Genomic DNA, 17,749 nt, shown 5'->3' with positions numbered 1-17,749 from the left:
GAGCTGCGGTTAGCCGAGAGGCTTGACCGGCATGCCTTCCTGAAGAAACTGCAGGCCGGAGAGGATGACCTTGTCTCCGGTGTGAAGTCCGGTAAGGACTGGATAGTTGTTACCCAATGTGTCGCCAAGCGTAACGGCCACCAGATGAGCGGTATAACCATTGGTGCCTGGTGTCGCAACGTAGACAAAGGTCTGTCCGCCGATACGGGTGACTGCAAGCACAGGAACGACAGGCGTGGGGTTGCTCGACCAGGTAATGTGCGCCCTTACCAGTTGCTGCGTGCGCAGCCTCTTCGCGCCGGTGGCCGCGGGTATCTCAGCCTTGGCGAGAATGGTTTGTGTGCCGTTGTCCACCTGCGGCGAGAGGAAGCTGATGGTGGATTTGCTGATGCTGTTGCCGCTGTTGTCCTGCAGATCGACCGGCAAGCCTAGCTTTACCTGTGCGGCGCGCTCGGTAGGGATATAGATGTAGGCTTCGAGGCCGGCGTTCTCGTCGACCGTAGTCAACAGTGTGGTGGGGGAGACGTAGTCGCCCTGGTGGACGGGGATGTCGCCGATGATGCCTGCGAAGGGGGCGCGGATCTGGTAGTAGGCGAGTTGTTGCTGCTGGGTCAGTGTGCCCTGCACGGCCGAGTTGTAGTCGCCGGTGGAGTTGCCGAGCGCCTGCACAGCCTGATCGTAGGCATCGCGGGAGATAACGCCTGCCTCAAAGAGCTGCTTCTGGCGGTTCTCTTCGATCTTGTTGTAGTCGACGACGGCCTTCTTCTGGAACTCCGTGCCTCGCTGCTGCTCGACGGTGGCCTGCTGCTTGAGCGGGTCGATGGTCATGAGCAGTTGGCCGGTTTTGACGGAGTCGCCGGATTTGACCAGGATACGCGTAATGTTGCCATCGATCTGTGGCTGCATGGTGGCCGAGTGGCGGCTCTTGATCGTGGAGACATAGGTGTCGCCTGCCGGCACGGGTGACATGGAGACAGCCGCTACCTGGACGGGCATGGCCTGGGGCCCGCCGGCTGCCTGGGGAGGCGGTGCCTGCTTGCAGCCTGCAAGCGCAATCACTAACGAAGACGCAAACAGCAGTTGAACGGATACGGTGCGGCGAAAAGGCGAACGTTTCATCAGTGCGGAAACTCCTGAAGAGATGCTGTTATCGAGTGTCTCAGTTTCTGGTTATCTATTGATCAGTTTCTGGTTATCTATTGAATGGATGATTTAAGAAATTCAAGGGTGCTAATTCTTTCGCGCCGGGTCCTGTAGTGACCGGTCCAGGGGACAAATTCTGCCTAAACCTGTGGCGTGCTCACGGTTCAGATCGGCGGAGATGGGCAGAATGATTTGCGGACATGATAATACAACGGTATTCGTAGCGGAAATAGGGGATGGCAAGATGTTTCTGCGCATATTGCCTCGATTTTCAGCAACGCCGCTTCGGTCGGGACTCGCTCACGTGAAGACGCGCAAAAAGCTGGCGAGGCGGCCTGCCAACGTGGGCAGGATACCCATCCTACGCTATGTGCGAACCCGACTGAGAAAAGCCGCCCCTGTGACGTAGGATCGTTTGGCGCTCATCGAAAAGCGCGAACTTTATGCTGTGGCTGCGCAGATTTATCCTCGGCAGAATTCCCTGTAAAATCAGACTGTTAAACTGAGCGCGTCCGTGAGTTTATAAAGAGGACGCAAGTGCTCTGGAGTGTGAAAATGGCGAACATATTGGATGCAATCCGGAAGAATCAGGACGGTCTTCTGGAAGAGTGGGTGCAGGGGATTAAGAGTGGCGTTCGCAGACGCGATCTGATCGATGACCGTGAACTAAAGGCACAGTCGGCAGAGGTTCTCGCGGCGATCTGCGATGTCTCCGCCGATACCACCCTGGATAACCTCAATGCGCCGGCATGGCAGCCTTTGAAGGACCTCCTGGCCGGCTTGTCCGCCTCGCGCGCTGTGCAGGGTTTTACGCCCTCCGAGACGGCGATGTTCGTACTGTCCTTGAAATCGCCCCTTTTCAACCTTATTCAGCGCCAGGCCGGCAGTGACGCGAAACATCTCTTCGCTGATATTGCTACGGTTGGCGATTTCGTGGACAAGCTGGCGTTGCATACAACGGACAGCTTTATCCACGGTCGCGATCAGGTCATCATGCGGCAGCAGGAGGAGATGCTCGAGCTCTCGACGCCGGTTGTGACCCTGTGGGACGGCATCGTTGCGTTGCCGCTGATTGGAACGCTTGACAGCGCGCGCACCCAGGTAGTGATGGAGTCGCTGCTGCAGGCCATTGTGAAGACGAACTCGCGCTTCGCCATCATCGACATCACCGGCGTTCCTACGGTTGACACGCTGGTTGCACAGCATCTCTTGAAGACGATCACCGCAGCAAGGCTCATGGGCGCGGAGTGCATCCTGAGCGGCATTCGGCCTCAGATTGCGCAGACCATCGTTCACCTGGGGATCAATCTGGAGGACGTGATTACCAAGGCAAAGCTCTCCGATGCCTTCCGCCTGGCTTTGGAACGCAGCGGCCGGACGGTAACGCGTCTTGAGAAGTCCAAAGGTTCAGCGCTTGCGAGATACGGAGAGCAGTAATGGAAAGAATTCCGATCTTACGGATGGGGAACTTCCTGCTGGTCACCATCCAGGTAGATATGCATGACAAGCTGGCGCTCACGCTCCAGGACGATCTGACGTCGAAGATTGCCGACGTTGGGGCGAAGGGCGTATTGATCGATATCTCCTCGCTTGAGATTGTGGACTCCTTCATCGGACGCACGCTGGCCAATATTGCTTCGATGGCGAGGGTTCTGGATGCGCAGACGGTGGTCGTCGGTATGCAGCCCGCAGTGGCCATTACGCTGGTGGAACTGGGGATGTCTTTGCCGGGGATCAGAACTGCCCTGAACGTCGAGTCGGGTATGCAGTATCTGCACGAGACGGTTACGAGCGATCGCGACAGCGAGGAATATGACGGGGACAGTGACTAAGACTGAGACACTACCCATCAAAGACTCTTCCGATGTGGTGTTTGTGAGGCAACGGGTCCGGGTTTGGGCAACAGAGATGAAGTTGAGCCTGGTCGACCAGACGAAGCTGGTTACGGCCGCAAGCGAGCTCGGCCGCAATACGCTTGAACATGGCGGAGGCGGACAACTCGAAATCTCCGAGGTGGTGAACGGTCTGCGGAAGGGCATCAAGCTGACATTCTCCGATAAAGGGCCCGGCATCCCGGACATCAAACTTGCGCTGACGGACGGATACACTTCCAGACAGGGCATGGGATTGGGTCTTGGAGGCAGCAAGCGGCTGATGAACGAGTTCGAGATCCAGAGCGCTCCAGGGGAAGGTACGACGGTCACCGTCATCCGATGGAAGTAACCTTGCCGGGGAGCGTGGTGGTTCCGATTACCGCGGCGGATGCCAGCCAGACCGGGCATGCACGCCGCAGGGCCCTTGCGCTTGCGAACGCAATCGGATTCAGCGAACTTCGGCAGGGACAGCTCGGCATTATCGTTACGGAGGCGGCGGGGAATATCGCGGCGCATGCCGGACGTGGCGAGCTTATTCTTTGCCCGTGGCGGTTCAAGAATGTCGCGGGCATGGATGTGCTCGCTATCGACAGCGGAACCGGCATTGCAGACGTGGGCCGATCCCTTGAAGATGGTTTCTCGACGGCAGGTACGCTCGGCCAGGGTCTTGGAGCCATCTCGCGGCTTGCGACCGCTTTTCAGATCTATTCCGTGCCAGGCCATGGAACCGTCCTGTTTGCCCGTATTGCCAACGAGTCTCCGTCTGCGGCCAGCATTGCCGCGAACTATGCACTTGGCGTTGTTTGCCTGCCGATTACAGGGGAAATAGCCTGCGGTGACGCATGGGACGCCGCGCATACGCCGGGGCGGAGTATCTATATTGTGGCCGATGGGCTCGGCCATGGTCCTGCGGCTGCGGAGGCCTCACAGGAGGCGATTCGTATCTTCCGGGAGACGTCGCACCTGACGCCGGAGCGAATCCTTGCCGATGCTCACGGAGCCCTGGCCAAGACGCGCGGCGCTGCCGTCTCGATAGCGGAGGTTCTTTACGATAAGGGAGTTGTGAACTTTGCTGGTGTCGGGAACGTTGCCGGATCGATCTATGGCAGCGGACAATCCCGGAGCATGGTGTCGATGAACGGAACTCTGGGGCACTCCATAGGTCGCATTCAGTCTTTTTCCTACCCCTGGGAAAAGAACTCTGCCCTCCTCCTGCACTCGGACGGAATCGCAACTCGCTGGAGTATGGAACAATATCCCGGATTAGCATCTCGTCATCCGGCACTTATCGCGGGAGTTCTTTATCGCGACTATTGCCGTAAGCGTGATGATGCCACCATACTAATCTCACGCATTTAGGCCATGGACGAGACATTTAAATTTCCGCTTCTGACCATTCCACTGCGGCATGACCGTCACGTCGTCCAGGCTCGTCAACGTGCGCGCGATGTAGCGGCGCTGCTTGGTTTCGAGCACCAGGATCAGATACGCCTGGCGACGGCTGCCTCGGAGTTAGCCCGCAACGCCTTCCGCTATGCGGAAAGCGGAGCTGTGGACTTTTCGGTCACCAACGCCGACCCACAAGTCTTCGTCATCTCGGTGACGGATAAAGGCGCAGGCATTCCCAACCTGGCTGAGATTCTCGACGGCCGGTATGTGTCGAAGACGGGACTGGGGATGGGGCTCATCGGCACGAAGCGCCTCATGGATCACTTCCATATCGCTTCGGATTCTATGGGGACTCGAGTTGAGTGCGGCAAAGCCCTGCCTGCAACGGCTCCGGCGGTCAATGCCGCCAGTATCAAGGCCATTTCTGCGAAGCTTGCCGGAGGGACTGCCGCCGACCCCTTCGATGAAATCGAACGGCAGAATCAAGAGCTGCTGAAGACACTGGCGGAGCTCAAAGAGAAGCAGGACCAGCTTGCGGATTTGAACCAGGAGCTGGAAGACACCAATCGCGGGGTGGTGGCTCTCTACGCCGAGCTGGAGCAGCATGCAGATGACCTGCGCAAGGTCTCGGATCTCAAGACGAGTTTTCTCTCCAACCTTTCGCATGAGTTCCGGACTCCGCTGAACTCGATCTCATCCTTGAGCCGGTTGCTCCTGGGACGCACGGATGGAGAGCTCTCCGAGGAGCAAGAGAAGCAGGTTCTCTATATCCAGCACTCGGCCTCTGAACTCTCCGAGCTGGTGAACGATCTTCTCGATCTGGCGAAGGTCGAAGCCGGAAAGATCGATGTGAAGCCGAGACACTTTGAGGTCAACGACTTCTTTGGAGCACTGCGCGGCATGTTGAAGCCATTGCTTGCGGGGAACAGCCTTGAACTGATCTTCGATGCGGCGGCCGATCTTCCAACCTTGTATACCGATGAGGGGAAGGTCTCGCAGATCCTTCGCAACTTGATTGCCAATGCGCTGAAGTTTACCCGCAAGGGGCACATCCGCGTGACCGCGGAGATCGAAGACGGGGGATGGATCGCCTTTCGCGTGGCCGATACAGGCATCGGCATTCTGCCCGAAGATCAGGAACGAATCTTTGAGGAGTTCACCCAGATCGAAGGCGAGATGCAGAGCCAGGTCAAGGGGACGGGGCTTGGGCTTCCTCTATCGCGGCGTCTCGCGGAGCTGCTGGGTGGCAGCCTGAATGTCGAGAGCGAATCCGGTCAGGGATCGACCTTTACGGCAAGGATTCCGGCTCACTTTGGAAAAACTGAGATTGAGCCGCTGGCTCCTCTACTGGACCAGGAGGCGACCGGAGCTCCGATCCTGTTTATCGAGGATAACCGGGAGACAAGCTTTGTCCATCAGTCTTCACTGAAGAACAGCAACTACCGTACCGTCTTTGTCGCAAATATTCCCGAGTCGCGCGCGGCGATGAAGCAGATGAGCCCTTCGCTGGTCGTACTGGACAGGTTGATCGACCAGAAAGACTGCCTCTATTACATCGAGGAGCTTCGGTCGCAAGGATACTCGGGACCTATTCTGGTCGTCAGCGTGGTAGATGATGCGAAATCGGCGATTGAGGCGGGCGCGGACGCCTTTCTTGCAAAACCGGTGCCCCCATTTAACTTGTTGAATGTGGTCCGGGAGTTGATTGAGGGGGCGCCGTCCAAGACCATTCTGCTGGTCGACGATGATGAAGTGACTCGTTACCTGGTGGGCGGTGCGCTCGCAAAGGTTGGATATCGGATACTGGAAGCTCACGGAGGACGCGAAGCCCTTCGGCTGATCAAAGACGAAACTCCCGATGCGGTTGTTCTCGATATCACCATGCCGGACATGAACGGCTTTGAGGTGTTGCGAGAGATGCGAAAGAGTCTGGCATCCAAGACGATTCCGGTCATCGTACATTCTTCGAGGGAACTCTCGAACCAGGATCGCAAACTACTTTTGGATTCGTTTACCTTCTTCTACCCCAAGCAGGCATTCAGCGGCGAAGGGGGCCCAAGAGGTCTACTCCAGGTGCTTGAATCGACGGGGATAGGTTTGTGAGTACAGGCAAAGATATCGTCTTAGTCGTAGATGACCGGCCCGCGAATCGCTATACGATTGTGCACGCACTGAAGCGCGCGGGCTTCGAGACGATGGAGGCCGACACCGGAAAAGAAGCGCTCGATCTGGCGAAACAGGTCCCGGCCGTGATTCTTCTGGATGTGAAGCTGCCCGACATTCTCGGCTATGAGGTCTGCCGAAGACTCAAGTCGAATCCTCGCACCAGCCATATTCCCGTGCTGCAGTTGTCAGCCGCGTTCCTGGACAATGAGAGCAGGGTCTATGCGCTCGAGAGTGGCGCGGATGCCTACCTGACTCAACCCGTAGAGCCGAATGTCCTGATTGCGACGGTCAAGTCTCTGATCAAGGTTCATGAGGCTGAGTCGCTGGCGAAGCTCTCTGCCAAACAGTGGCAGGCCACCTTCGATGCGTTGAGTGAAGGCGTAGCAGTCCTCGATGAAGCCGGCACGATCCAGCGCTGCAACCGCGCGATGTCAGATCTTCTGGAGCGTACGTATTCCGAAATCGAAGGCCGCAGCCTGAGCGAACTGATGCAGGAGTGTTTTGGCATTCAGGTCTCCGAGCTCGGATCGTCGCAGCTTCAGGAGGCCAGTTCCGGCGCGCGATACTTTCAAACACGCCTTGAACCGGTGTTTCTCGACAGCATACAAAGCGGCAGTATCTTCGTGCTGGCCGATATCAGCCAGCAGAAGCTCGCGGAGCACGCTGCACTTCAGAACGAACGGCTGGCTGCAACAGGACGCATGGCGCATACGATTGCGCATGAGATCAACAATCCGCTGGAAGCGATTACGAATCTTCTCTTTCTTCTGAAAAGCGCCACCCCCGGATCGAAAGAGGCCGTTAGCTATCTTGCCTCAGCCGAAGACGAGTTGGTTCGCGTATCGCGCATTGCCCGGCAGATACTGTCGTTTCATCGAGAATCGGACACCCCGATTGAATTGAACTTGCCGGAGCTGATCGAAAATGCACTGGCCCTGAATAATCGCTCGATCCAAGAAAAGAACCTGCAGGTAAGCCGGGAGTGGGATGCTGATCTTAGCGTGCGTGGGTTTCCAGCCCAGATGCGGCAGGTATTTTCGAACCTTCTGCGGAATGCGATTGAGGCTTCCTTCGAAGGCGGCAGAATTCGGATCAAGATCTCTTCCTGTACGATCCATCACTCGGGACCGCAGCGCGCAGTCCGCGTTACTGTGGCCGATTGCGGAGTCGGCATTCCGGAACGAAACCGCGAGAAGATCTTCAATGCTTTCTTTACGACCAAAGAACTCAAAGGTACAGGCATCGGTCTCTGGCTAAGCTCTTCGATTATTCAGGAGCATCGCGGTCGCATCCAGGTCCGAAGCCGTATAGAGCCTGGGCACTCAGGCACCTGTATCTCGATTCTTCTTCCCGCAGAGTAGTAGGTAAATGCGTGCCGATGAATGGCACAGACAACAAAGCGAACCTGAAGCAGGCTCGCTTTGTATTTGAATTTATGGAGCACCGGATGGGGGTCGAACCCATGAATACTGGTTTTGCAGACCAGCGCGTTAGCCACTTCGCCACCGGTGCTCATTTGCTTCCGCCAAAGGGCAGAAGCATGATTCTACATGTTACGACTACTTAGGTTGAGCTGCTGTGCGCAGATACGGCTTCACCGTCTTGTAGCCCGGAAAGATCTTGTCGGCTTCTTCGTTGGAGACAGCACCAGTGATGATGATATCTTCGCCCTGCTTCCAGTTAGCCGGCGTCGCAACCTTGTGCTTCGCGGTGAGCTGCATGGAGTCGAGCACGCGGATGATCTCGTCGAAGTTGCGGCCGGTGGTCATCGGATAGGCGATCTGCAGCTTGATGCGCTTGTCAGGGCCGACAATGAATACCGTGCGTACAGGAGCGTTGTTGGCAGGGGTACGACCTTCGCAGCTATCGCCGTCTTCGGCAGCCAGCATGTCATAGAGCTTGGCGATCTTCAGCTCGGGGTCGCCGATGATCGGATAGTTGACCTTGTGCCCACCTACATCCTCGATGTCCTGCGCCCACTTGCCGTGGCTCTCGACGGGATCGACCGACAGGCCGATGACCTTGGCGCCACGTTGGGCGAACTGGGTCTCCAGGGCGGCAACCGCGCCGAGTTCGGTGGTGCAGACGGGCGTGAAGTCCTTGGGGTGTGAGAAGAGCACCGCCCAGTTATCGCCGATCCATTCGTGAAAGTGGACCGTGCCCTGGGTGGTTTCTGCGGTAAAGTCGGGGGCTACATCGTTGATGCGGAGAGACATCGTGTTTACCTACCTTTGAAAGTGGTTGCAGCTAGTTGGTGAAGGCCGTTTCAGGGTGGCACTAAAGCAGAAGACCCACCCGGCGATGGCCTTGGGTGGGTCTTGATGTTCGTTTCTTGACGTTGTAGCTTAGCGTCTCGATTCGCTCATCGACTCACCCGCGCAGGGCCGCAGCAACAGCAGCGGCAACCACAGCAGCATGTGAGGGACGAGTTCGAGGCGGTGAGATTCATTCGAGTCCAGATCTTGTACCGCCACTGACGACTGGCATCAGTATGGAGCCGTTTGCTCCATGTGCGGTTGTTTTCTAAGTTACGGCGGCAGGGCGGGTGTGTCAAATGTCAAAAACCGTAAATCGTGCATAAGGGGAAGAGCGTGTCTCTCGATAGACTGGTCGTATGATCCGCAAACTCGAATACTCCATTCTGGATGTCTTTGCCGAAAAACCACTGGAAGGCAATCCACTGGCCGTGTTTCACGATGCCCGTTCGTTCTCGGGAGATGAGATGCAGGCTCTGGCGCGGGAGACAAACCTCGCTGAAACGACCTTTGTCCTGCCCAGTGATGACGTAGAGGACGAACGTATTAACGGCGTGCAGGTGAGGATCTTCACCACGGAGGAGGAATTGCCCTTTGCCGGGCATCCTACGCTTGGCACGGCAACCTGGCTGTACTTCAACCATCCAACGCTGCGCGGGGCCGAGAGCATCACTTTGCGCCTCAAGGTGGGGCCGATTACGGTTCGGTTCGAACCTTGCCGCGAGGGAGAGCACGGCGTGCGCGCGACGATGAAGCAGAACGACCCCGTATTCGGGAAGACGCACGATCGCGCCGAGGTGGCAGCGGCTCTGGGACTGCAGGAGGGCGATCTGTCCGCAGAGCATGCGCCGCAGACGGTCTCGACCGGGATGGCGTTCTGTATCGTCCCGCTCCGCTCGATAGAGGTATTGCGGCAGTTGCAGATCTCCCCGCGCGAGGCGTCGGCGTGGCTCGTGAAGAGCGATGCGAAGTTTTTCTACTGCGTCGCCCCCACAGGGCAGGCGGAGGGGCCGCAGTGGCGTGCCCGCATGCAGTTCTACGGAGGCGAAGATCCGGCGACAGGATCGGCTGCCGGTTGTTGCATCTCATGGTTCGTGCGGCACGGACTTGTACAATCAGGAGCGCCGGTTGTGATAGAGCAGGGAATCGAGATTCTCAGGCCCAGCCGGATCACCGCGCGGGCGAACCTCGAGAATGGCGAAGTGCGTTACGTGCATGTTTCGGGGCGCACCATTCCTGTTGCAATTGGCTCGTTTTTCCTGCCTTGAACCACCGGTTTCCCACAGGCGGAGAGCCCCAAACCTCAATAGCAACGCAGGGTTTGATAGCAGTGGTGGATGCGCTATGACGAAGTTGTTGCGTTTTCGCTATAAATTCGCCATTGCCACGGCAGGTTCCCCCCGGTAGAGTCAGCAAATCGCCAAACGGGACTATGTCTCAGCGGCAAGAAACTTTCGCCTGTTTTACTGAAAATTTGTGTTGAAAAAGGCCGGCCCAATTGCCGCCTCAGCACCCCTGCGCCGCCGCTTTTCGCGGCGCTGGGTGCGGGGCGCGGTGAGCCGAGACGGCCTCTTTCACAACTCCGCGATCCGACGGCCTCCTTGTGGCCATCGAGACTCGGGGCACTGCTTCGGGCCATTTTGGCCCCGCGAAGCGGACAGGAGAGCCTCGCGCTTTTCCCCGTCAACGTAAAGAAGCGGACCGTGCCTAGACCTTCACGCCAACAAACGTGACTGTCCGCGCGAATGCCCCAACCTGCGCCTTTTATCAGGCGTGAACGCATGTACGGCTTGATCGAAGCGAAGGAACGAAGTAGCGGCACCCAAGGTAAACACGTCCGGCCCCAGGCTGTGGCGATGAACGAAACAACGGAATGCAAGACACTCGGGCCGGAAACCACCGGCCGGAAGAAGGAACGACAATGCGCCCTCGTAAGACGATTTTGTGTGTGGATGACAATGAACAGGTTCTCTCAGTACGGAAGTTTTTGCTCGAAACGCGCGGCTATCGCGTTCTCGCTATGCGCACAGCAGCCGAAGCCCTGGAATACCTCCAGGTGGCGATGCAGGGATCTGTAGACCTGCTGATGTCGGAAGTGATCCTGTCGCAGATGGATGGCAATGAACTGGTCCGACGGGCCAAGCAACTGCATCCCTGCCTGCCGGCGCTCCTGGTATCAGGAACCGTGTCGAACTTCGACCGAGCGGTCGCCGCAGACGCTTTTCTACCCAAGGGCGCATGTACTCCAGCCGAGATGCTCGACCGTATTCGAATCCTCGTCGCCCGCAAGCGTGGGCCGAAGAAGCAGGTGCAGTCCGTCATGGGCGCACCTGCGCAGATGGCTGTGGCGAGTTGAAGGCGAGTGACAAGTGATAAGTGGCAAGTGATAAGTGGACAGCGAGGAAGCGTTTGTGGATGTGGAGCAGGATGTAAGGTCGTTTCGCGATTTAATTGTTTGGCATCGCTCCATTCAACTGTCTGTTTCCGTGTACGAGTTCACCCGCACCTTTCCAAGTGATGAGTTGTATGGTCTGCGTAGCCAGGTAAGGCGCGCCGCTGTGTCGATTTCAAGCAATATTGCCGAAGGTTCTGGTCGAAGATCGACGGGAGAACTTATTCAGTTTCTAGGCATAGCGCGTGGCTCAAACTACGAGGTGCAAGCGCAATTGCTCATCGCGCGAGAATTGGGTTTTGGGCTTGAGGTGAATTGCACAAAGTGCGAGCAACTATCGCACGAAGTAGAGAAAATGCTGAACGCGCTCATTACATCTGTGGCAAAGCCAAAGCCTTCAAAATAATTACTTACCACTTACCACTTACCACTTATCACGCCTCAACCAATCCATACCTTCGTTGCCATTGCTGTTTCAGGCGGGTCCAGACAGCCTCAATTTCCGCTCGTGGAATGTTGGGATCGGGTGCTTCGACGAAATGTGCGGCCTCTGATTTTGCCAGCTCCAGAAACTCGCGGTCGCGAGCCAGACTGGCAACATGGAACTCGGGAAGACCGGTTTGGCGTGTTCCGAAGAACTCGCCGGGACCGCGTTGCTCCAGATCGAACTCCGCCAGTTCAAAGCCGTTCTGAGTGCGCACCATGGCATCGAGCCGCTGCTCGGCTTCCGGTGAGACACTGCTGCCGGTGAGCAATACGCAGTAGCTCTTGGCAGCTCCGCGCCCGACGCGGCCACGAAGCTGGTGCATCTGCGCGAGGCCGAAGCGCTCAGCGTGTTCGATCACCATGACCGTGGCGTTGGGCACATCGACGCCGACTTCGATCACGGTGGTCGAGATGAGCACGTCGATCTCGCCACGTTTGAAGCGGGCCATCGTCACTTCCTTATCGTCGGCGGACATGCGGCCATGGAGCAGGCCGAGTTTCATGCCGTTGAGCGCGCCGCTGCTGAGCTCGTCGAACATCTCGGTAGCGGAGCGAAGCTTCACACGATCTGCTGACTTGCGCGTGCTACTGGCCTTCTTGCCATTCTTCTGCTTCTTAGGCAAAGCCGCTGGCTCGCTGGCTTGCTGACTCGCTGACTCGCTGCTGTCCTGCGCAAAGTCCAACTCTGGCTGATCGTCTTTCTCGCCTTCAATGACGGGGTAGACGATGTAGGCCTGCCGTCCTGCCACGATCTGTTTGCGAACGAAGTCCCATACCTCGGAGGAGCGTTCTTCCGGCATGCGGCGCGTCACGATGGGGGTGCGGCCGGGCGGCAGCTCGTCGATGATGCTGACTTCAAGGTCGCCGTACACCGTAAGTGCGAGCGTGCGTGGAATGGGGGTCGCGGTCATTACGAGCACATCGGGTTCAGTTGCGACTCCGTTGGCTCCGGGCTTGCGCATCAGCTTGAAGCGCTGCTGCACGCCGAAACGATGCTGCTCATCGACGATGACCAGGCCAAGATTCTCGAAGTCGACCTTCTCTTCGACGAGTGCATGGGTGCCGATGGCGAGATCGGTTTCGCCACGAAAGATGCGGCCTCGCACATCGCGCTTGGCCCGTTCGTCGAGCGATCCGGTGAGCAGGGCGACGCGATACGGGCGGCCTGTGTGCGGTGAGATGGCGTCGGCCAGCAGCTTGCGCGCGGAGAGATAATGCTGCGTTGCCAGGATCTCCGTAGGCGCCATCATCGCTGTCTGGTAGCCGTTTTCGATGGCGACGAGCGCAGCCTGTAATGCGACGATGGTCTTGCCTGAACCGACATCGCCCTGCAGCAGTCGACGCATGGGCCGGCTGGCACGCATGTCGGTGACGATCTCTCCGAGCACGCGCTTCTGTGCGGATGTGGGCTTGAACGGCAGCACCTGCTTGAGTGCCTCGCGGACCTTCTCGTCGGTGAGAAAGGCAGTGCCGGCGCGCGTGCGCAGTTTGCGGCGCTTTAGCTCGAGCCCTAGTTCGAGGTACCAGAACTCCTCAAAGATGAGGCGGCGATGCGCGGGGGTTCGTGCGGACATCAGCTCGGTTATGGGCGTGCCGGCAGGAGGGAAGTGCAGCGCCTGCAGGGCTTCCATGCGGCCCGGTAGAGCTAAGCGCTGGCGCAGTGCCTGCGGCAGCGTCTCATCAGCCCTGGTGTCGGACTCTGTCAGTTCACGGAAGACGGTCCACATCACGCGGCGCAGCCAGCGCGAGGTCAATTTGGCGCCCCAGGGCGTTTTGCCACCGAGCGATTCGTAGACCGGGACGATGCGGCCCATCTCCAGCATGGTGAACTCGGCATCCTCACCCGTAGCGCTGGCGTCGGGGAGGATCTCGAAGGTGGGCTGGATCATCTTGAACTGCGTGGCGCCGGGGACGGCGTTCAGAGCATTGCCGCTGCGCGAACCCTCCAGCTTGCCGTAGAGTGCGATCATCTGCCCAGGCCGGAATTTGTCGCGCAGATAGGTTCCATGGAACCACATGCACTTGACGGTTTCGAGCACGGCGGGCGGTGGCCGCAACAGGCCGGACATGGCGGCCTCGCTGTCAGCAGGCGGGGGCTTGATGCCGACGGTCATCTCAAAGATGGGAGCGGAGCGCGTTCGAAGCAGTACGGTTCCACGCACCTCGCCGACCAGGCTGGCCATGTCGCCGGGGTGGTAGCCGGACAGCGGCTTGGGGTGCAGGCGGTCTTCGTAGCGAAATGGCAGGTGGTAGAGCAGGTCTTCGACGGTTGCAACGCCGCGTTCAGCTAGATTTGCCGCTACTCGATCGCCGATGCGTTTGATGTATTTAACCGGCGTTGTGAGTTCCAGCGGCACGGGTTCGATGGTAGCAGTGGCGGCGATGGATCGCATGGGGAACAGCATTTCCGCCGATTTGGACTCTGGAACCAGCGTGTTTTGGGGCGTTCAGCTACGAGTAACGAGGCTCGAGTTGCGAGGGCTCTGTGGTCGCAACTGGCTGTGGGGAACCTGGCTGCGAAATAGGCGAAGATGTAACAAGCCTCGGCGATGAAATAATGAGGTTGGCCTTCCGATGGATTCCTTCTTCGTACGATTCAAAAACCCGCTGGTGTTGATCGTCATCGTGCTCGCTCAGACGATAGGACTGGCGATCCAGGTGCAGCCTTCCCGAACGGGCGCTGGCCCTGTTGGCTCCGACGGACGGAAGATGTCCCTGCTGCGGTATTGGTCGGTTGCCATCGTTACGCCCTTCGAACGGGTGATTCATGGCTCAAGCCTGAATGTGCGGCATGTCTGGTCGAACTACGTCGACCTGCGGCACACCCGGGAGCAGAACCAGGCGTTACAGCTCGAGATTGCGCGGCTGCGGCAGGAGCAGGCATCGTTTGCTGAAGACGCCGCACAGGGCCGCCGCTTGCAGGCGCTGCTCGCCTTCAAGCAGCAGTACATTACAAGCACCGTGGCTGCCCAGGTGATTGGTACCAGTGGAACGGACCATTCCGGCCTGCTGTATCTGGACAAGGGTTCGGTTGAAGGGCTTAAGCCTGGACAGCCTGTGATTACTCCGGATGGTGTGGTGGGCAAGCTGCGCGACGTGTTTCCACATACGGCGCAGTTGCTTTTGTTGAGTGACCCGACCTCGGGAGCGGGTATTCTCCTGGAATCGACCCGCATTCGCGCTATTCTTCGCGGAACGTCGACCGGCAATGTGCAGATTGATAATCTGATGGCGGATTCTCGTATCAAGCCGGGTGAAAAGATCATCACGTCGGGCGGAGACCAGGTGTTTCCGCGCGGATTGCCGGTTGGAGTGATCGAATCCATCGCGCCCGATCCTCTGCATCAGCCGTATACGGAGATCGTCGTGCATCCGGCGGCAAACCTCCTGCGGTTGGAGGAGGTCCTGATTATTACGGGGACGGCCACCACCATGCCGGCTGCGGCGCAGCAGGATGCAGCCATTGCCGATGCGGTGTCGGAAGAGAATAAGCGTGCGGCGGATATCATCTCCGAGAAGCTGCCCAGCCTGAATGCCGATACACCGGCTGCGAAGCCGGGCGATGCTCCGAAACCGTCCGATCAGATTGGCGGTGTACCGGGTGTTCCTAACTCGGGATTGCCGAGAACGCAGCCTCCGCTGCATCCCGATCGCTTCTCGCCTGGCACGACACCTTCGGCGCAGGAGCTGAAGCCGGGAGCTGCTGCTACGCCGCAACAGCCCTGATTTGTCGAGATTAGCGGAGTTTTGCCAGTTGATGCTCCAGATGGGTACGAACGGTGGGCCACTCGGAGACGAGGATGCTGTAGACGCAGGTATCGCGCAATGTCCCATTTTCTGTGAGGAAATGATTTCTCAGGATGCCATCGAGCTTTGCGCCGAGTCTTTCTATGGCCCGACGGCTCTGTTGATTCATGAAGTGAGTACGGAACTCGACTGCGACGCAACCCAGCGTTTCGAAGGCGTGGGTGAGTAGCAAGAGTTTCGCTTCGGTATTCAGAGCCGTCCGTTGCACTCGCTGCGCATACCAGGTCGATCCAATCTCTACGCGCGGCGTAGCCTGATCGATGTTCATATAGGTGGTCATGCCGACGATATCCCCTGTTGCTCTGTCGATGATGGCAAAGGGGAGCATCGATCCGGCTTCCTGCAAGGCCAGGCGTCGCTGAATCTCTGCGAGCATCCCTTCCGGAGAAGGGATGCTCGTATACCAGAGCTCCCAGAGGTTGCCGTCACGTACCGCTGACTTCAGGCCCTCCTGGTGGTCTACCGAGAGAGGCGTGAGCTGGACGTGGCGGCCTGTGAGCGTGATCGGCTGGAATCTATCCGATGCCTGCGTTGAGGTGAGGGGCATGAACGATAGTTTATGCCCGCGATAAGCGGGGGCAACCTGTCAGGGATAAACTACCTGCCATGACAGAACAAGTGACATCCTCTCTTCCGCTGCTCGGTAAAACCTCCCTCGTGACAGGAGCTTCCCGCGGCATCGGCGCCAGCGTGGCCCGTCAACTGGCGGAACTCGGCGCTGATGTGGCGATCAACTACCGCAGCAAGAGGCCGAGGGCTGAAGAGGTCGCCCAGGCGATCTCGGACCTGGGAAGAAGGACGCTTCTCCTGCAGGCCGACATCACAGAGACGAAGGATATTGAGGCTACCTTTGACCAGATTAAGAAGGCCTGGGGACAACTCGACATCCTCGTTCTGAATGCCAGCGGTGGCCTGGAGACAGACAAGGCCGCGGACTATGCCATGAATCTCAATCTGCATGCCCAGGTCAATCTTGTGCAAGGCGCTCTTGCGCTCATGCGGCCGGGAGGAAAGATCGTGTTCGTAACGAGCCATCTGGCTCATTTCTACGGGACGAAGCCTGTGTATCCGGGGTACGAACCTGTTGCCATCAGCAAGAAGGCGGGAGAGGATGCGCTTCGAGCCATGATTCCCGAGCTGTCCGAAAAGGGAATTCGGCTGGTGATTATCAGCGGCGATCTGATCGAAGGGACCATTACGCCTAAGCTCCTGCAACGGCAGTATCCAGGTCTGATTGCAGGCCGGAAAGAGGAAGCGGGTTCTCTTCCTGATGTGGAGGAGTTTGCTGCTGCAATCGTCGATGGCGCACTCAACGAAAAGCATGAGACCGGTGCCATTGTTTATGTGGGCAGCACCGAGTGGAGTGGGTGAGGACAGATCCTCGCTGGGCAGCGTTGGCTAGCGTGTCCCTTTGGCTTCCTCGGTAGTACGAGCAGCCGCGAAATACAGGGTTTCTCCACTCCCGTTAGTCGGTCGAAAGGACAGACTAACGGGGTAGCTCTGGAAGTAGAACTGCAGTGCTAAGTTGGGGATGTTTCTTCCGCTCAACACGCGACGAACGTCGCTATAGCTTTCGGGACTCGATCAGAATGAGTATCTGCGCTGCTCCGGTCTTGGCATGCTGTAATAACGCTCTTTCTTCCATTGCTGCCGTTCCAAGCAGGACCGACTCGAACCACCCTGAACGCAACAGGCCGGCGAAAGCATTCGCAGCCCCAAGGACGTCCTTGATCTTCCAGCCCTGCGAAGGGCTCCACCGATTCAGGTAGTCCACGATCAGCGCGTTGCGTCCCTCGATCACCTCTTCGGAGTACCGCCGGCCAAGTTCCGGGAACCTTCCGGCATCGCGTAAGACAACCCGATAGAGGGCCAACTGCTCGGTAGACAAGGCATGCCGGAGATACTCGATGGCAGCAAGAGGAAGGCCGACCCGAGGGACCTTCGTGGGCCAGTCGCGGGGCTTGCCCTTGCTTTCGACCGAGCAGGCGGCCTGCATTACCGCAATGAACAAGTCGTCCTTGTTCTCAAAGTGCCGATAGACGGTCTTGATGGAGACGCCGGCACTCTTCGCGATGCTGTCCATGGAGGTGTCCGCGTACCCGCCGGTTAAAAATGCCTCCCGCGCAGCCTGTACGATCAGCGCTCGTTTCCGCTCCATCAAGGAGGCTTTTGGATCGTCTTCCTTCCAGATTTTCAAGGTCACTCCATTCGTAACGTTCCTTGACGCATCATACGAC

The 17,749-nt window shown here is 58.1% G+C and carries 16 protein-coding genes and 1 tRNA gene; 11 read left to right on the top strand and 6 right to left on the bottom strand.

Annotation, left to right across the window (positions count from 1 at the left end):
- Positions 1-9: 9 nt before the first annotated feature.
- A complete protein-coding gene (locus tag HDF15_RS05320; RefSeq protein ID WP_184253474.1) occupies positions 10-1,119 on the bottom strand; it encodes an efflux RND transporter periplasmic adaptor subunit in 1,110 nt (369 codons plus the stop codon).
- Positions 1,120-1,698: 579 nt separating this feature from the next.
- Here HDF15_RS05320 and HDF15_RS05315 point away from each other — a divergent pair.
- Genes HDF15_RS05315 through HDF15_RS26195 form a run of 6 tightly spaced genes read left to right on the top strand, consistent with a single transcriptional unit; the run spans position 1,699 to position 7,933 of the window.
- A complete protein-coding gene (locus tag HDF15_RS05315) occupies positions 1,699-2,580 on the top strand; it encodes an STAS domain-containing protein (RefSeq protein WP_184253472.1) in 882 nt (293 codons plus the stop codon).
- Positions 2,580-2,975: an STAS domain-containing protein gene (locus HDF15_RS05310; RefSeq protein WP_014267128.1), complete on the top strand. Its 396-nt coding sequence runs from the start codon at positions 2,580-2,582 to the stop codon at positions 2,973-2,975. Before HDF15_RS05315 ends, HDF15_RS05310 begins: the two co-directional genes overlap by 1 nt.
- Positions 2,968-3,366: an anti-sigma regulatory factor gene (locus HDF15_RS05305; protein ID WP_311733041.1), complete on the top strand. Its 399-nt coding sequence runs from the start codon at positions 2,968-2,970 to the stop codon at positions 3,364-3,366. The genes HDF15_RS05310 and HDF15_RS05305 overlap by 8 nt, the downstream gene beginning before the upstream one ends.
- Before the next feature lie 2 nt (positions 3,367-3,368).
- Positions 3,369-4,376, top strand: coding sequence for an ATP-binding SpoIIE family protein phosphatase (locus HDF15_RS05300; protein ID WP_260330856.1), 1,008 nt, complete (start codon positions 3,369-3,371; stop codon positions 4,374-4,376).
- A gap of 3 nt (positions 4,377-4,379) precedes the next feature.
- The gene (locus HDF15_RS05295; RefSeq protein WP_184253466.1) at positions 4,380-6,509 is read left to right on the top strand and encodes an ATP-binding protein; all 2,130 of its coding nucleotides are present in this window, start codon (positions 4,380-4,382) and stop codon (positions 6,507-6,509) included.
- Positions 6,506-7,933, top strand: coding sequence for an ATP-binding protein (locus HDF15_RS26195; protein WP_184253464.1), 1,428 nt, complete (start codon positions 6,506-6,508; stop codon positions 7,931-7,933). The genes HDF15_RS05295 and HDF15_RS26195 overlap by 4 nt, the downstream gene beginning before the upstream one ends.
- Positions 7,934-8,008: 75 nt before the next feature.
- Here the strand turns inward: HDF15_RS26195 and HDF15_RS05285 are convergent.
- A tRNA-Cys gene (locus HDF15_RS05285) sits at positions 8,009-8,084 on the bottom strand.
- A 47-nt stretch (positions 8,085-8,131) separates the two neighbouring features.
- Positions 8,132-8,788 (bottom strand): peroxiredoxin, encoded by a 657-nt coding sequence (locus tag HDF15_RS05280; RefSeq protein WP_014267117.1) that lies wholly within the window; start codon positions 8,786-8,788, stop codon positions 8,132-8,134.
- A 398-nt stretch (positions 8,789-9,186) separates the two neighbouring features.
- Here HDF15_RS05280 and HDF15_RS05275 point away from each other — a divergent pair, with 398 nt between their 5' ends.
- The 3 genes from HDF15_RS05275 (at position 9,187) to HDF15_RS05265 (ending at position 11,625) form a co-directional block, all read left to right on the top strand.
- Positions 9,187-10,095, top strand: coding sequence for a PhzF family phenazine biosynthesis protein (locus tag HDF15_RS05275; RefSeq protein WP_184253462.1), 909 nt, complete (start codon positions 9,187-9,189; stop codon positions 10,093-10,095).
- 653 nt (positions 10,096-10,748) lie between these two features.
- On the top strand, positions 10,749-11,183 hold the full coding sequence (locus HDF15_RS05270) for a response regulator (RefSeq protein ID WP_014267115.1): 435 nt from the start codon (positions 10,749-10,751) through the stop codon (positions 11,181-11,183).
- A gap of 34 nt (positions 11,184-11,217) precedes the next feature.
- Positions 11,218-11,625: a four helix bundle protein gene (locus tag HDF15_RS05265; RefSeq protein ID WP_311733040.1), complete on the top strand. Its 408-nt coding sequence runs from the start codon at positions 11,218-11,220 to the stop codon at positions 11,623-11,625.
- Positions 11,626-11,653: 28 nt separating this feature from the next.
- Here HDF15_RS05265 and recG read toward each other — a convergent pair whose 3' ends face one another.
- A complete protein-coding gene (recG, locus tag HDF15_RS05260) occupies positions 11,654-14,098 on the bottom strand; it encodes an ATP-dependent DNA helicase RecG (protein ID WP_260330855.1) in 2,445 nt (814 codons plus the stop codon).
- 181 nt (positions 14,099-14,279) lie between these two features.
- On the opposite strand from recG, the gene mreC reads away from it, so the two are divergent.
- Positions 14,280-15,431: a rod shape-determining protein MreC gene (gene mreC, locus HDF15_RS05255; RefSeq protein ID WP_184253459.1), complete on the top strand. Its 1,152-nt coding sequence runs from the start codon at positions 14,280-14,282 to the stop codon at positions 15,429-15,431.
- A gap of 10 nt (positions 15,432-15,441) precedes the next feature.
- Here the strand turns inward: mreC and HDF15_RS05250 are convergent, their stop codons facing one another.
- Positions 15,442-16,059, bottom strand: a complete 618-nt coding sequence (locus tag HDF15_RS05250) for a GNAT family N-acetyltransferase (RefSeq protein WP_184253457.1) — start codon at positions 16,057-16,059, stop codon at positions 15,442-15,444.
- Between the two features lie 59 nt (positions 16,060-16,118).
- On the opposite strand from HDF15_RS05250, the gene HDF15_RS05245 reads away from it, so the two are divergent.
- On the top strand, positions 16,119-16,883 hold the full coding sequence (locus HDF15_RS05245; RefSeq protein WP_184253455.1) for an SDR family oxidoreductase: 765 nt from the start codon (positions 16,119-16,121) through the stop codon (positions 16,881-16,883).
- A gap of 193 nt (positions 16,884-17,076) precedes the next feature.
- Here the strand turns inward: HDF15_RS05245 and HDF15_RS05240 are convergent, their stop codons facing one another.
- Positions 17,077-17,715: a TetR/AcrR family transcriptional regulator gene (locus HDF15_RS05240; RefSeq protein ID WP_184253453.1), complete on the bottom strand. Its 639-nt coding sequence runs from the start codon at positions 17,713-17,715 to the stop codon at positions 17,077-17,079.
- Between the last annotated feature and the right edge of the window lie 34 nt (positions 17,716-17,749).

Origin of the sequence: Granulicella mallensis (genome assembly GCF_014203225.1) — a bacterium.
GTDB classification, from domain to species: domain Bacteria; phylum Acidobacteriota; class Terriglobia; order Terriglobales; family Acidobacteriaceae; genus Granulicella; species Granulicella mallensis_A.
The sequence above is the reverse complement of the archived record's forward strand: the minus strand, read 5'-3'. Positions and strand labels throughout refer to the sequence as shown.